Genomic DNA, 14,295 nt, shown 5'->3' with positions numbered 1-14,295 from the left:
GGAGACGCCGGGGATTCTGCTGCGGCTCGAGGACGGGCTCGGGCACCGGCCGCCCACCTGGCCCGCGCCGCGACTCTGGCTGGAGGTGCCGGACGCGCGGGCGGCGGCGCGGCGGCTGGCGGGGGCCGGGATCGAGCCGGTGGACGAGGCGATGTCCACGGCCACCGGGCGGACCGTGGAGTTCGCGGACCCCTGGGGGAACATCTTCGGCTTCACCGACTACACCAAACGCCCCGAACTCGCCCGCAGGGCTTGAGATCCAGCCCTCACCCCCCTTGGTTGAACACGTTCAAAAACAGGGCTACAGTCATCCCTGTCAGCGTTTTGAACGCGTTCAAGAAGGGGTGGGGCATGGACCGCACCGTCATCGCCTACGTGATCTACCTGGCCGTCAGCATCGCGCTGACCGTCTGGGTCGCCCGCACGCTCAGCCGCAACGGCCGGGTCTTCCTGGCGGATGTGCTGCACGGCAACGAGAAGCTCGCGGACGCCGTCAACCACCTCCTGGTGGTCGGCTTCTACCTGGTCAACCTCGGCTTCGTGACGCTCTACCTGAGCGACGACGGCTCCATCGAGGACACGAGGGGCATCTTCGAGACCCTCTCGGCCAAGCTCGGCGTCGTCCTGCTGGTCCTCGGCGCGATGCACCTCGGCAACGTCTTCGTACTCAACAAGATCCGCCGCCGCGGCCTGATGGAGCGCGAGACGCAGCCGCCGGTCGCCCCGCAGGGCTGGGTCGCACCGACGGCCGGAGCGTGAGCGGGGCCGTGGACCGGGGCGCCACGAGCGCCCCGGTCCGGGGCCTGACGGTCCTCTACGACGCCGAGTGCGGCCTCTGCACCCATCTGCGGGACTGGCTGGTGCGGCAGCCGCAGCTGGTCCCCCTGGAGCTGGTCCCCGCCGGCTCGGCCGAGGCCCGGGCCCGGTTCCCCGGTGTGGACCCGGCCCGGACGCTGGAGGAGGTCACCGTGATCGGGGACTCCGGCCAGGTGTACCGGGGCGCGGCGGCCTGGGTCGTGGTGCTGTGGGCGCTGCGCGAGCACCGCCCGCTGGCCCACCGCCTCAGCACCCCGGCGGGCGCCGTGCTGGCGCGGGGCGCGGTGCTGGCGGCGGCCAAGTACCGTGGCGCGCAGTGGAGTCAGCAGCGCGGCGGCCGGTGGGGCGGCCAGGGCACGTACAGCCGCACGGACGGCTGGCGGTACGTCCCCGCCCAGGGCTGGGTGCACGACCCCCCGTCCTGCGCCGACGGCACCTGCTCCACTGGTTAGGCTCCCTACGTGCCCGCGAAGAACGACGGCCCCGAGGCCGGACCCCAGAGCAAGTCGGAACACACCCGCGCGCTGATCCTCGAGACCGCGATGCGCCTGTTCCAGGAGAACGGCTACGACAAGACCACGATGCGGGCCATCGCCAAGGAGGCCGGCGTCTCGGTCGGCAACGCCTACTACTACTTCGCGGGCAAGGAGCACCTGATCCAGGGCTTCTACGACCGGATCGCCGCCGAGCACCAGGTGGCGGTCCGGTCGGTGCTGGAGACGGAGACCGACCTGGAGGCCCGGCTCGCCGGGGTGCTCACCGCGTGGCTGGACATCGCGGAGCCGTACCACGAGTTCGCCGTGCAGTTCTTCAAGAACGCCGCCGACCCGGACAGCCCGCTGAGCCCCTTCTCCGCGGAGAGCGAGCACGCCCGCGAGCAGGCGATCAGCGTGCACCGCGAGGTGCTGACGGGCTCCAGGTCCAAGGTGTCGCCCGAGCTCCGGGAAGCCCTTCCCGAGCTGATGTGGCTCTCCCAGATGGGCCTGGTCCTCTACTGGGTCTTCGACCGTACGGAGAACCGCGAGCGCAGCTACCGCCTGGCCCGGCGCGGCGCCCGCCTCACCGCCCGCGGTGTGGCCCTCTCCCGCTTCCGCGTCCTGCGCCCGCTGGTCCTGGAGGTCCACGAACTCTTCAACGACTTCCTGCCGGGGATGACGAAGGCTCTCCCGGCCCCGCGAAGCCGAAGCTGATCCCGTCCCGCGCGGCGAGTCATCCCGGCGCGGACCGGGGGTACACGGTGGGCACCCGAACACTTCGCATACTTCGCACGAGAGTGGTGCCCCTCATGGCCGAGACCCAGGACGTCGTCGAGCTCATCCTCCAGGACCACCGCCGCATGGAGGACCTCTTCCGGCAGATGCGCAGCGTCGAGGCCGACCGGGCCGCGGCGCTCAAGGAGTTCGCCGATCTGCTGGTCGCGCACGCGCTGGCGGAGGAGGCCGAGGTCTATCCGGCCCTGAAGCGGTACCGGAACATCGACAACGAAGAGGTCGAGCACGGCGAGCACGAGCACGACGAGGGGAACCAGGCCCTCCTGAACCTGCTGGAGGTCGAGGAGGTCGGCTCCGACGAGTGGGACTCCAAGCTGGAGGAGCTGGTGGAGGCCATCACCCACCACACCGACGAGGAGGAGCGCACCATCCTCAACGGCGCCCGCGAGAACGTCCCGATGAAGCGCCGCGAGGAGCTGGGCGAGGCATTCCTGACGGACCGCGAACGCCACCTCAAGGAGGAGCCCGGCTCGATCGAGAACCTCCGCCGCATCGTCGGTTCCTCGGACTGAGTCAGCCGGGCGGGACCCGGAGCCGGGTGCGGCCGGTCTCGCCGAGGTGGCCGGCGTGGGGGCCGGCGTGGGTGGCCCCCAATCCACAGGGGGCGTAGGTCAGTTCGTGCGGGAGTGACGCGGCGAGGTCCTCGCCGGTGGCCCTGAGGTGCCGGGTCGGCTCGTCGCAGGACGGGCGGCCCGGCCGGTCGCAGTGCCTCACGGGGTGATGAGCTCGCGGTGGGAGTCCTGCAACCCCTGCGGCAAAGCGTCCGGGTCGCACCACCGGGCCTCCAGAATCTCGAAGTCGTCGATCTTCAGGGTTCCTCCGGTGTGCAGGGCCTCGTAGGCGACCTCCACCCGGAGGCGGTATCCGCTGGTCAGGCGGACCAGACGGCCGGGCGTCACGTCGAGCCCCGTCTCCTCCTTGACCTCGCGGACGACGGTGAGCGGGAACTCCTCGCCCCTCTTCGCGAACCCGGTGGGCAGCCCCCACGGCCGGTGCTCGGGCCACATCCGGTGCCTGAGGAGGAGTACCTGACCGGCGTCGTTACGGACGACCCCGGTCACGCCCACCATGAACTTGGCGTTCGCCAGCCACAGGACCCTCCACTGCACGGACCCCCGCATGGCGTGCCACAACCGGGCGACAACTCGCTTCATGACCAAGCCTTTCGCTTCGCGGAATCCGACGGACGTCCACCGGGACTCCGCCAAGAGGGTTCCCCAGGACGGGGGGTGAGGGGCCGTGCCGCCCGGATCACTCCTCATACTCGTCACGGATGCGTCCCCGGCCAGAGAAACACCCGCGACGTTCTGCCGGCGGTGAACCCCGGCCCGACCGTGCCCGCCGCTCGCTAACGTCCGGTCCCATGGCACGGATCACCACGCGCACGGTCGAGTATCCGGCCGACGGTCTGACGATGAGCGGGCACCTCGCGCTCCCGGCCGGTGCCGGCCGCCGGCCCGCCGTGCTGGTGGGCCCGGAGGGCATGGGGCTCAGTGATGTCGAGCGCCGGCGGGCCGACGCCCTCGCCGAGCTGGGATACGTGGCGCTGGCCTTCGACCTTCACGGTGGGCGCTATCTGGGCAACCCCGAGGAGATGCTGGCCCATTGCCTGCCGCTGCTCGACGACCCCGGCCGGATGCGGGGCATCGGTCACGCGGCACTCGATGTGCTGCGCGCCGAACCGCGGACCGACCCCGGCCGGATCGCCGCCGTCGGCTACGGCACCGGTGGCGCGATCGCGCTGGAACTCGGGCGCGACGGAGTCGGCCTGCGCGCGATCGGGACCGTCAACGCCCTGACCACCGGCCGACCGGGCGAGGCGGCGCGGATCCGCTGCCCGGTGTGGGCCGGGGTCGGGTCGGAGGACCCGATCATGCCGCCCGCACAACGGGACGCGTTCGCGGCCGAGATGCAGGCCGCGGGCGTCGACTGGCGCCTCGTGGTCTACGGCGGCGCCCTGCACGCCTTCCACCACCCGCCGGTCGACCATCCCGCGGTCCCCGGCGTCGGCCACCACCCACGGCATGCGCGGCGGGCCTGGCACGACGTCGTCGCCCTGCTCGCCGAGTGCCTGCCCGTGACGGAGTGATCGGGCGAGTCCTCACCCGGGCACCCGCCGGCCCGCGCTCACCGGTCGGCACGGCGACCTCGTCGAGCCGTACACCGGCAACTCCCCTGCGCGGTCCCCGTACCACCAGGCACCGGCCACGGGCCCTCCTCCGTGCGCTGAGAAGCGAGCGGCGTGTCGGAGGGGCGGGGAGGTACCGGGGCGGAAGGGTGTCCACCTGGACACACCACCAGGGAGAGGCAACGATGCCCGAAGTCAACACCCCGTACGCGACCGGCGCCCCCTGCTGGGTCGATCTGCGGGCGCAGGACCAGCAGGCCGCGCTGGACTTCTACCGGGACCTGTTGGGCTGGCAGGGCGCGCCGGGGCCGGCCGAGTTCGGCGGGTACGCGGTCTGCGAGCTGCGCGGCAGGGCCGTCGCCGGCATCGGCCCGGCGACGGCTCCGGAGGGCATGCCGGAGCCGCCCACCGTGTGGACCACCTACCTCGCCACCGCCGACGCGGTCGCCACCCAGGAGCGCATCATCGACGCGGGCGGCGACCCGTTCGCCCCCGCGACGGATGTCGGCGACCTCGGCCGGATGCTGGTCGCCACCGACCCGCAGGGCGCGGAGTTCGGCGTCTGGCAGCGGGGCGAGTTCTTCGGCGCGGGCGTGGTCAACGAGCCGGGCGCGCTCACCTGGACCGAGCTGCACACCAGCGACGTGGATGCCGCCGCGGCCTTCTACGGCGAGGTGTTCGACATCGAGATCACGCCGATGGACGGCCAGGACTCCTACTGGGAGCTGCGCGTGGGCGGCCTGACGGTGGGCGGCGTCACCCTCCTCGCCAACGACCCGCCCGGCACCCCGGCCCACTGGCTGACGTACTTCGCGGTCGACGACGTCGACTCCACGGTGGACGTTCTGGTCCGCCGGGACGGCAACGTCCTCGTCCCGCCGTTCGACATGTCCGCGGGCCGCATGACGGTAGTCACCGACCCGCAGGGCGCGCCGTTCGCGATGATCAGGCCGGCCGGTTCCTGAGGCCGCGCTCCTCGGTGGAGGCGGCCTCATCGGCAGTGGCCCGTCGCCGCGGGGGTAGCGGGCCCGCATGGCCGGACGCGCGGCGGGGCCGGCGGCTCCTGTCCGGCCCCGGTCATCGCGGGCAGCAGGCCGCGGTCCGGGCGGCCCCCGGGCGGCCTGGTGGACCCCCACTGCCGTTTCCGTCTCGATGGCGGCCTGATGGCGGCCTCATCGAGGACCTGCGCATCGAGCCCTGACCGACGCGAGGGCGGACGTGAGCCGTCACGCCGGGAACATCCGGTCCCGGCGGCGAGGTTGTGCGGTACGCCCGCCACGGGCAGATCGCATCTCGCAGGAGGACTCTTCATGACCGACCGGCCGTTGACGCTGATGGCAGTGCACGCCCACCCCGACGACGAGGCGACCGGGACCGGAGGGGTGCTCGCGCGATACGCGGCGGAAGGCATCCGGACGGTGCTGGTCACCTGTACCGACGGCGGTTGCGGGGACGGGCCGGGGGGTGTGAAGCCGGGCGCGCCCGGACACGATCCGGTGGCGGTCGCCCGGATGCGCCGGGACGAACTCGAGGCCAGCTGCGAGGTCCTGAAGATCAGCGACCTGGAGATGCTGGACTACGCCGACTCGGGAATGGCGGGATGGCCGAGCAACGACGCTCCCGGCTCCTTCTGGCAGACCCCCGTGGAGGAAGGCGCGGCCCGCCTCGCGGAGCTGATGCGGCACTACCGTCCCGATGTGGTCGTCACCTATGACGAAAACGGCTTCTATGGCCACCCCGACCACATCCAGGCCCACCGCATCACGATGGCCGCGCTGAAGCTGACCGACCTGACCCCCAAGGTGTACTGGACCACCGTCCCCCACTCGCAGATGGCCCGCTTCGGCGAGGTCATGCGCGAGTTCGCGGACGACATGCCGGAGCCCGATCCCGAGGAGGCCGCCGCCCTGGCCGAGATCGGTCTTCCCGACGACGAGATCACCACCTGGGTCGACACCACCCCCTACAGCGACCAGAAGTACGACGCCCTCGCCGCCCACGCCAGCCAGGGCGAGAACATCTTCTTCCTGCGGATGGGCAAGGAGCGGTTCGCCGAACTGATGGGCACGGAGACCTTCCTTCGCGTCCAGGACCCCACGAACGCCCCGACCCCCGAGACCGACCTGTTCGCCGGGCTCCGCTGAAGAGCGTTCCGGCGGTCATGCGGTCGGCCATGCCGGTCAAGGCGCAGTAGGCGTGCATGGCCGAGCGGCCCCCTCGATCACGGCCTGCGGGCCGGCGCGACGTCGACCCGCGCGACCGGGCCGGGCTCGCCCTCGCGGCCGTACTGCTTCCTGTAGCGGCGCACGGCGGCGAAGAGGCCGCCGGCCCAGGAGGGCGGTGCGGCGGCGGGGCGGCGCCGACTACGCCTCGCGTGAGGCCAGTTCGATCACCGTGATGTCCGACGGGGCCCACACCCGCGTGGGCGGGCCCCAGGCGCCCGCGCCCCGGCTGACGTAGAGCTGGGTGTCGCCGTAGCGGTCGAGGCCCGCGACCGTGGGGTTCGCGGCCCTGGCGACGAGGTTGCCGGGCCAGAGCTGGCCGCCGTGGGTGTGGCCGGAGAGCTGGAGGTCCACGGAGTAGTGGACGGCCTCGTGGATCTGGACCGGCTGGTGGGCCATGAGGACGCAGGCGCGGGAGGGGTCGCGGTCGCCCAGGGCCTTGGCGAAGTCCGGGCCGTGGCCCTCGCTCTCGCCCTGGAGGTCGTTCACGCCCGCCAGGTCGAAGTACGGGAGTTCCGTGCGGGCGTTCTCCAAGGGGCGCATGCCCAGGGTGCGGACCTCGTCCAGCCATTGGGCGGCGCCGGAGAAGTACTCGTGGTTGCCGGTGACGAAGTAGGTGCCCAGGCGGGACTCCAGCCCCGCCAGGGGGGCCGCCGCCGGACCCAGGTTCTTCACGCTGCCGTCCACCAGGTCGCCGACGACCGCGATCATGTCCGGCTGGGTCGAGTTGATCGTGTCGACCACCGTCCGGGCGAAGTTCCGTCCCAGCACCGGGCCCAGGTGGATGTCGCTGACCACGGCGATCCGGAAGCCGTGCGCCGAGCGCGGGAGCCTGGCCAGGGGGACCGTCAGCCGCTTCACGCGGGGGCCGCGCAGCACCCCGTACGTGCCCCAGCCCGTCGTGCCCAGCGCCACCGCGGCCGCCGTGCCCCCGGCGACGCGGGAGACGAAGACGCGGCGGGAGAGGGCGGACGCGGCGAACGCGGAAGCCGGCGGCGCTTCGGAGGAGGACGTGCCGTCAGCCCCTGCCGACGGTCCTGCCGGGGCCACGGACGCCCCCTCAGCCGCCGGGGACACCGGCGCGTCGTCGGCCACCCCGGTTCGCTCCGCCGACGGCACCGGCACCGCCCCCAGCCCCGCGAGGACCGCCTCCCGCGTGGCCCGGCGCGCCCGCCGCCCGGCCCACACCCGCGCCGGCTCCGTCGCCACCGTCGCCAGCAGCAGGTAGAGCGCGAGGGCCATCCACAGGAACCCCGGCCAGGCCAGGGCCCGTTGGAGCCAGAAGGGCGCCCCGGAGCGTTCCGCGACCAGGGCGGCGATCATCAGGACCGGGGCCGCGACGAAGAGAGCCGTGCCCGCACGGCGGGCGACCCCGCCCGGGCGGGTGGTGTCGCGGACGAGGCGGCGCCAGACGTACCAGTGCAGGCCCGCCACGAGGGCCAGTACGGCCAGGGCGACGAGCGCGAAGACGATGACCACCCGGCGTGTCCCCTATGACGTCCGACGCAGTGCGCGCAGTCCGCGCAACCCGATGACCCCGACGACCGTCCCCAGTACGAAGGACACGACCGCCAGCGTCAGGTGCACCCAGAAGTAGGCCGTGGGGTGCCCGTCGTCGAAGGCGAGACCGCTGCCGTCCGCAACGAGATTCTTGACGAAAGTGACCCAGATGACCCAGCTCCACACCCCGAAGGCGAGCAGGAACCAGGAGACCGGGCGGCTGAGCTTCATGAGTCCAGTATCGCCGCCCGCGATCCGGCTCCATGGCCGGGGTGGAGCGGGAGGCGGGACTTCACAGCCCGTGGCAGGTACGTTCTCGATCGTGTCCGCACCGAAGAAGATCGCCCAGCGATCCTTGTTGATCACATCCGCCGCACTGCTGACCGTCTCCGGCCTCGCCCCGTCGGCCTTCGCCGCACCCAAGCCGTCCGGCAGTCCCACGGCAGCTCCCCCGGCCCGTATGTCCCAGGTGGGTGGCGCCCGCCTCGGCGTGCCCGGTACGCAGGTGAACCTCGCCGCCGGCGTCCCCGTGCTGCCCAAGGGGCTGACCGCCCGCTCCTGGATCGTCACCGACGCCGAGAGCGGCGACGTGCTCGCCTCGCACAACGCGCACTGGCGGCTCCCCCCGGCGAGCACCCTGAAGATGCTGTTCGCGGACACCGTGCTGCCCCGCTTCCCCAGCGACCAGCGCCATCAGGTGGTGCCCGCCGACCTCGCCGGGATCGGCGCCGGGTCCAGCATGGTCGGGATAAAGGAGAACGAGACCTACACCGTCCATGACCTGTGGCTCGGTGTCTTCCTGCGCTCCGGCAACGACGCCGTCCACGTGCTCTCCGCGATGAACGGCGGTGTCGCGCAGACCGTCAGGGACATGCAGGCCCACGCCGACGCCCTCCAGGCCGGCGACACCCACGTGGTCAGCCCTGACGGCTACGACGCCCCCCGGCAGTACTCCTCGGCGTACGACCTCACCCTGTTCGCCCGGTCCGGGCTGCAGAAGAAGGACTTCCGGGAGTACTGCTCCACCGTGCGCGCCAAGTTCCCCGGCGCGACCACGCGGAAGGGCAAGGGCAGGCCCACCCGCGAGACCTTCGAGATCCAGAACACCAACCGGCTGCTGAGCGGGGACGCGGACACCTCCGTCTATCCGGGCATCGCCGGGGTCAAGAACGGCAACACCACCAACGCGGGCGCCACCTTCACCGGGGTCGCCGAGCGCGGCGGCAAGGTGCTGCTCGTCACCGTGATGAACCCGGAGAAGCACGAGCACGACGAGGTCTACAAGGAGACCGCCCAGCTCTTCGACTGGGGCTTCAAGGCGGCCGGCAAGGTCAAGCCGGTCGGAGTGCTCGTCCCACCGCTGAACGCCACCCCGAGCGCACAGCCGAGCGGCGCGCCCAGCGCGAACGTCACCGGCGCCCAGCAGGGCACCGCGGGCGCCGGGTCGGAGCCGGTGAAGGGCGCCACCGCGCAGAGCGGCGGCTCGCGGGGCGCGGGGACGGCGGTGGCCATCGCGGCCGGGCTGCTGGTGCTGCTCGGCGGCGGGGCCTTCCTCGTCAACCGCCGCTGGCCGCTGCCTGATCTGATGCGCCGGCGGCAGCGTCCGTGACCTTGCCCTCGTCGCTGCGCGTCGCCGTCCAGGCGGCGCAGTAAAGGACCAGCTTCGAGGTGAAGTTGATCCACAGCAGCAGCGCGACGGGGACACCGAAGGCGCCGTACACGCTCTTCGCGGCGACGCCCTGGATGTAGCCGCTCAGCAGCAGCTTGAGGAGTTCGAAGCCGACCGCGCCGAGCAGGGCCGCCACCAGCAGGCGGCGGCGCGGCGGTTCGACCCCCGGCAGCAGGCTCAGCACGTACAGCAGCACCAGGAAGTCGGCGAGGACGGCGACGGCGAACGCGGCGATCCGCAGCAGCACGGTGCCCCAGCTGTGCTCGTCCAGACCGATCGCCGACGCCAGCCGGCCGATCGCGGCCGAGGCGAGGGTGGAGGCGGCCAGGGTCACCAGCAGGGCGCCGCCGAGGCCGATCAGCACCCCGGCGTCCTTGAGCTTCAGCACGATCGGGTTGCCGTCCCGCTCGGGCAGCTCCCACACCGCGCGCAGACAGTCCCGGACCTGGCCGACCCAGCCGATGCCGGTGAACAGCAGCGCCGCACCGGCGATCAGCCCGACCGTGCCCGCGTTCTGCACCAGCCCGTTGAGGTCGAGCTGGTCGGCTAGGCCGGGGAACTGGGCGGCGATGTTCTTCTCGACCGTCTTCTGCCGGGCCGGGTCGAGCGTGGCCGCGGCGACCGCCGCGGCGACGGTCAGCAGCGGGAACAGGGCGATGAAGCTGACGAACGTCATGGCCGCGGCGAGCCACGTCCAGTTCACCCGGTCCAGGCGCGCGTACGAGCGCCAGGCGTGCGTGGTCATCAGCCAGGTCACGATCGGCCCGATGCCGGGCAGCTTCTTCAGCCAGTCCATGATCCGCCTCTGCCCTTTTCGCACGAACTCCATGTGCCGACGCCCCGGATGGGGCCCGCCCCCTCGGCCACCCCTCGGCGCGTCGCACTAATCACCCATTGCGGGGAGCCCGGTGCCGCCGTGCGGCCACCCTGCCATATGGGGGCGATACGGTCACCCGCATGTCTGCTGTCTGCGGCCCTCCCCAGTCCCTGCTCGTCCTCGGCGGCACGTCGGAGATCGCGCTGGCCACCGCGCGCCGCCTCATCGCCCGCCGGACCCGCACCGTGTGGCTCGCGGGCCGCCCCGGCCCGGCCCTCGACCGCGCGGCCGGCCGCCTGGCCGCGCTCGGCACCGATGTCCGCACGGTCGCCTTCGACGCGCTGGACCCGGAGTCCCACGAGGCGGTGCTCGGCAAGGTGTTCGCCGAGGGGGCCGTCGACATGGTGCTGCTCGCCTTCGGGGTCCTCGGGAACCAGGCACAGGACGAGCGGGAGCCGCTGCGCGCGGTCCGGGTCGCCGCCACCAACTACACCGGCGCGGTCTCCGCCGGTCTGGTCGCCGCCCGCGCCCTCCAGGACCAGGGCCACGGCTCGCTGGTGGTCCTCTCCTCGGTGGCCGCCGAACGCGCCCGCCGCTCGGACTTCATCTACGGCTCCAGCAAGGCCGGCCTCGACACCTTCGCGCAGGGCCTCGGCGACGCGCTCTACGGGACGGGCGTGCACGTGATGGTCGTACGCCCCGGCTTCGTGCGTACCGGCAGGACCGCCCATCTGGCGCCCGGACCGCTCTCCACCACCCCGGAGCAGGTGGCCGCCGCCGTCGAACTCGGCCTGCGCAGGGGCTCGGAGACGGTGTGGGTGCCGGGCGCGCTGCGCCCGGTGATGTCACTCCTGCGACACGCGCCGCGCGCCCTGTTCCGCAGGCTGCCGGTCTGAAGGACCAGACGCTCAGCGGCTCGCGATGGGGTCGCGCTCGGCGGGGCCGCCCTGGCTGGGCACGACGTTGGCGCCGAAGGGGTAGTCGCGCAGCTTGCGCCACACGCCGTCCGCGCCCTGCTCGTACAGCGCGAACCCGGCGCACGGCCAGGCCGCCTCGAACCCGGCCAGCTCCTCGAAGGCGCGGTCCATCGCCGCCTCCTCGATGCCGTGCGCGACGGTGACGTGCGGGTGGTACGGGAACTGCAGCTCGCGCGGCACCGGCCCGGCCGGGTCCCGCACCTGCTGCTGGAGCTCCGTGCATTCCTCGGCGCCCTGCTCGATCCGTACGTAGACCACGGGCGACATCGGGCGGAAGGTACCGGTGCCGGACAGCCGCATCGGGAAGGGGCGTCCGGCCGACGCGACCTCGGCGAGATGGGCGTCGACGGCGGCGAGGTCCGCCTCATCGACCTCGGTCGGCGGCAGCAGGGTGATGTGCGTGGGGATGCTGAGCGCGGCGGTGTCGCCGAAGCCCGCGCGCCGCTGCTGGAGCAGGCTGCCGTGAGGCTCCGGGACCGCGATCGACACGCCGATCGTTACGATCCCCACGTCGTCTCCTGTCGTCGCGTTCTGAACTGTGGGCCGTCCTCGCGTACGGCCGTCGGCTATCGACTGTACGGCCACGGGTGTCCGCAGGGCAGGCGCAACGGAAGTGATGTACGGCGCTCTGACCCGTCGGACACGCGTGCGGGTCGCACATCCGGGGGCGGCTGTGCGCCCCCGGACGCCCGGTCAGGTGTTGGTCAGTGCTTCGCCGGCAGGAACCCGACCCGGTCGTAGGCCAGCGCCAGGGTCTCGGCGGCCACCGCGCGGGCCTTCTCCGCGCCCTTGGCGAGGATCGAGTCCAGCGTCTCGGTGTCCTCGAGGTACTGCTGGGTCCGCTCCCGGAAGGGGGTGACGAAGGCGACCATGATCTCGGCGAGGTCGGTCTTGAGGGCGCCGTACATCTTGCCCTCGTACTCCCGCTCCAGGTCCGCCACGGGCGTGCCGGTGAGGGTGGAGTGGATGGTGAGCAGGTTGCTCACGCCGGGCTTGTTCTCCCGGTCGAAGCGGATCACCGTGTCGGTGTCGGTGACCGCGCTCTTCACCTTCTTCGCCGTCGTCTTCGGGTCGTCCAGCAGGCTGACGACACCCTTGGGCGAGGCCGCCGACTTGCTCATCTTGACCGCCGGGTCCTGGAGGTCGTAGATCTTCGCCGTCTCCTTGAGGATGTACGGCCTGGGGCTGACGAAGGTCTCGCCGAAGCGGCCGTTGAAGCGGTCGGCCAGGTCGCGGGTCAGCTCGACGTGCTGGCGCTGGTCCTCACCGACCGGCACCTCGTCCGCGTTGTACAGCAGGATGTCCGCGACCTGGAGGATCGGGTACGTGAACAGGCCGACGCTGGCCCGGTCGGTGCCCTGCTTGGCGGCCTTGTCCTTGAACTGGGTCATGCGGGACGCCTCGCCGAAGCCGGTGAGGCAGTTCATGACCCAGGCGAGCTGGGCGTGCTCGGGGACGTGGCTCTGCACGAAGAGGGTGCAGCGGTCGGGGTCCAGACCGGCCGCGAGGAGCTGGGCCGCGGCGAGGCGGGTGTTGGCGCGGAGGTCCTTCGGGTCCTGCGGGAGCGTGATCGCGTGCAGGTCGACGACCATGTAGAACGCGTCGTGCGTCTCCTGGAGGGCCACCCACTGCCGGACGGCACCGAGGTAGTTGCCGAGGTGGAACGAGCCCGCGGTGGGCTGGATTCCGGAGAGTACGCGGGGCTTCTTTTCAGCGGTGGGCTTTTCAGCGGGGGCCATGGTGCCCATTCTTCCAGAGGTGGAGGCGGGTCCCGTGCCCAGGTGGGGGCGCGGGGGGCTGCGGCGCCGTCGTGGCTGGTCGCGCAGTTCCCCGCGCCCCTCGAGCGCTCAGCCGAGGTCGATCTCCGGGTACAGCGGGAAGGCTGCCACCAGGTCCGTCGCCCGCTGCGCGATCTCGTCCGCCGTCTTCCGGTCCAGGACGTGCTGGGCCTTCGACGGGGCGCCGGACTTCGTGGTGCCGGGTTCCGTGGTCGTCAGGACCCGGTCGATCAGGCCGGCCACCTCGTCCATCTCGGCCGTGCCCAGGCCGCGGGTGGTCAGGGCGGGGGTGCCGATGCGGATGCCGGAGGTGTACCAGGCGCCGTTGGGGTCGGCGGGGATGGCGTTGCGGTTGGTGACGATGCCGGAGTCGAGGAGGGCGGCCTCGGCCTGGCGGCCGGTGAGGCCGTAGGAACCGGCGACGTCGATCAGGTTGAGGTGGTTGTCCGTGCCGCCGGTGACGAGGGTGGCACCGCGCTTCATCAGGCCCTCGGCGAGCGCGCGGGAGTTGTCGACGACGCGCTGGGCGTAGTCCTGGAAGGAGGGCCGGCGGGCCTCGGCCAGGGCGACCGCCTTGGCGGCCATGACGTGCGGGAGCGGGCCGCCGAGCACCATCGGGCAGCCCCGGTCGACCTGGTCCTTCAGGGAGTCGTCGCACAGGACCATGCCGCCGCGCGGGCCGCGCAGCGACTTGTGGGTGGTGGTGGTGACGATCTGGGCGTGCGGCACCGGGTCGAAGTCGCCGGTGAGCACCTTGCCCGCGACCAGACCGGCGAAGTGCGCCATGTCGACCATGAGGGTCGCGCCGACCTCGTCCGCGATCTCCCGCATGATCCGGAAGTTCACCAGGCGCGGGTAGGCGGAGTACCCGGCGACCAGGATCAGCGGGCGGAACTCGCGGGCCTGGGCGCGCAGGGCCTCGTAGTCGATCAGGCCGGTGGCCGGGTCGGTGCCGTAGGAGCGCTGGTCGAACATCTTGCCGCTGATGTTGGGCCGGAAGCCGTGGGTGAGGTGGCCGCCCGCGTCCAGGGACATGCCGAGCATGCGCTGGTTGCCGAACGCCTGGCGCAGCTCCGCCCAGTCCGCCTCGGACAGCTCGTTGACCTGGCGGGCGCCG

At 72.3% G+C, this 14,295-nt stretch carries 17 protein-coding genes and 1 pseudogene; 10 read left to right on the top strand and 8 right to left on the bottom strand.

The window, feature by feature from the left end; all coding sequences use genetic code 11:
- The 5 genes and pseudogenes from CCN33_RS20655 to CCN33_RS20635 form a co-directional block, all read left to right on the top strand.
- Window positions 1-256, top strand: a pseudogene (locus CCN33_RS20655) (VOC family protein); the annotation flags it as partial.
- Window positions 257-351: 95 nt separating this feature from the next.
- Window positions 352-759, top strand: coding sequence for a hypothetical protein (locus CCN33_RS20650; protein ID WP_086695058.1), 408 nt, complete (start codon window positions 352-354; stop codon window positions 757-759).
- Window positions 756-1,268 (top strand): thiol-disulfide oxidoreductase DCC family protein, encoded by a 513-nt coding sequence (locus CCN33_RS20645; RefSeq protein WP_086695057.1) that lies wholly within the window; start codon window positions 756-758, stop codon window positions 1,266-1,268. Before CCN33_RS20650 ends, CCN33_RS20645 begins: the two co-directional genes overlap by 4 nt.
- A 9-nt stretch (window positions 1,269-1,277) precedes the next feature.
- Window positions 1,278-2,006 (top strand): TetR/AcrR family transcriptional regulator, encoded by a 729-nt coding sequence (locus CCN33_RS20640; RefSeq protein ID WP_086695056.1) that lies wholly within the window; start codon window positions 1,278-1,280, stop codon window positions 2,004-2,006.
- 95 nt (window positions 2,007-2,101) lie between these two features.
- Entirely contained in the window at window positions 2,102-2,599 is a 498-nt protein-coding gene (locus CCN33_RS20635) for a hemerythrin domain-containing protein (RefSeq protein WP_086695055.1), read from the top strand.
- Window position 2,600: 1 nt separating this feature from the next.
- Here CCN33_RS20635 and CCN33_RS20630 read toward each other — a convergent pair whose 3' ends face one another.
- Window positions 2,601-2,801, bottom strand: coding sequence for a hypothetical protein (locus CCN33_RS20630; protein WP_086695054.1), 201 nt, complete (start codon window positions 2,799-2,801; stop codon window positions 2,601-2,603).
- A complete protein-coding gene (locus CCN33_RS20625) occupies window positions 2,798-3,241 on the bottom strand; it encodes an NUDIX domain-containing protein (protein WP_086695060.1) in 444 nt (147 codons plus the stop codon). Before CCN33_RS20625 ends, CCN33_RS20630 begins: the two co-directional genes overlap by 4 nt.
- 209 nt (window positions 3,242-3,450) lie before the next feature.
- Between CCN33_RS20625 and CCN33_RS20620 the strand changes: the two genes are divergently transcribed.
- The 3 genes from CCN33_RS20620 (at window position 3,451) to CCN33_RS20610 (ending at window position 6,359) form a co-directional block, all read left to right on the top strand.
- Window positions 3,451-4,176 (top strand): dienelactone hydrolase family protein, encoded by a 726-nt coding sequence (locus CCN33_RS20620; protein WP_086695053.1) that lies wholly within the window; start codon window positions 3,451-3,453, stop codon window positions 4,174-4,176.
- A gap of 224 nt (window positions 4,177-4,400) precedes the next feature.
- Complete coding sequence (locus CCN33_RS20615) at window positions 4,401-5,180, top strand: VOC family protein (RefSeq protein WP_086695052.1); 780 nt, start codon at window positions 4,401-4,403, stop codon at window positions 5,178-5,180.
- Between the two features lie 345 nt (window positions 5,181-5,525).
- Entirely contained in the window at window positions 5,526-6,359 is an 834-nt protein-coding gene (locus tag CCN33_RS20610; protein WP_086695051.1) for a PIG-L family deacetylase, read from the top strand.
- 219 nt (window positions 6,360-6,578) lie between these two features.
- Here the strand turns inward: CCN33_RS20610 and CCN33_RS20605 are convergent, their stop codons facing one another.
- Both CCN33_RS20605 and CCN33_RS20600 read right to left on the bottom strand, forming a co-directional pair.
- On the bottom strand, window positions 6,579-7,916 hold the full coding sequence (locus CCN33_RS20605) for a metallophosphoesterase (protein WP_086695050.1): 1,338 nt from the start codon (window positions 7,914-7,916) through the stop codon (window positions 6,579-6,581).
- A 12-nt stretch (window positions 7,917-7,928) separates the two neighbouring features.
- Window positions 7,929-8,168: an SCO4848 family membrane protein gene (locus CCN33_RS20600; protein WP_086695049.1), complete on the bottom strand. Its 240-nt coding sequence runs from the start codon at window positions 8,166-8,168 to the stop codon at window positions 7,929-7,931.
- A 91-nt stretch (window positions 8,169-8,259) separates the two neighbouring features.
- Here CCN33_RS20600 and CCN33_RS20595 point away from each other — a divergent pair, with 91 nt between their 5' ends.
- A complete protein-coding gene (locus tag CCN33_RS20595) occupies window positions 8,260-9,546 on the top strand; it encodes a D-alanyl-D-alanine carboxypeptidase family protein (RefSeq protein ID WP_244173880.1) in 1,287 nt (428 codons plus the stop codon).
- On the opposite strand, the gene CCN33_RS31215 is transcribed toward CCN33_RS20595, so the two are convergent.
- Complete coding sequence (locus tag CCN33_RS31215) at window positions 9,494-10,402, bottom strand: YihY/virulence factor BrkB family protein (RefSeq protein ID WP_107483967.1); 909 nt, start codon at window positions 10,400-10,402, stop codon at window positions 9,494-9,496. The two genes, CCN33_RS20595 and CCN33_RS31215, sit on opposite strands and share 53 nt — an antisense overlap.
- 161 nt (window positions 10,403-10,563) lie before the next feature.
- On the opposite strand from CCN33_RS31215, the gene dprE2 reads away from it, so the two are divergent.
- Window positions 10,564-11,319 carry a decaprenylphospho-beta-D-erythro-pentofuranosid-2-ulose 2-reductase gene (gene dprE2, locus CCN33_RS20585; RefSeq protein ID WP_086695047.1) on the top strand — a complete coding sequence of 252 codons (756 nt, stop codon included), beginning with the start codon at window positions 10,564-10,566 and terminating at the stop codon, window positions 11,317-11,319.
- A 12-nt stretch (window positions 11,320-11,331) separates the two neighbouring features.
- On the opposite strand, the gene CCN33_RS20580 is transcribed toward dprE2, so the two are convergent.
- The 3 genes from CCN33_RS20580 to CCN33_RS20570 form a co-directional block, all read right to left on the bottom strand.
- Complete coding sequence (locus CCN33_RS20580; protein WP_086695046.1) at window positions 11,332-11,910, bottom strand: 2'-5' RNA ligase family protein; 579 nt, start codon at window positions 11,908-11,910, stop codon at window positions 11,332-11,334.
- Between the two features lie 194 nt (window positions 11,911-12,104).
- A complete protein-coding gene (gene trpS / locus CCN33_RS20575) occupies window positions 12,105-13,139 on the bottom strand; it encodes a tryptophan--tRNA ligase (protein ID WP_086695059.1) in 1,035 nt (344 codons plus the stop codon).
- 108 nt (window positions 13,140-13,247) lie between these two features.
- A partial coding sequence (locus CCN33_RS20570; RefSeq protein WP_086695045.1) for a serine hydroxymethyltransferase occupies window positions 13,248-14,295 on the bottom strand: 1,048 nt, incomplete at its 5' end.

Source organism: Streptomyces recifensis (genome assembly GCF_002154615.1).
In the GTDB taxonomy this organism is placed as follows: domain Bacteria; phylum Actinomycetota; class Actinomycetes; order Streptomycetales; family Streptomycetaceae; genus Streptomyces; species Streptomyces griseoluteus.
This window is presented reverse-complemented; position numbering and strand designations above follow the sequence as displayed.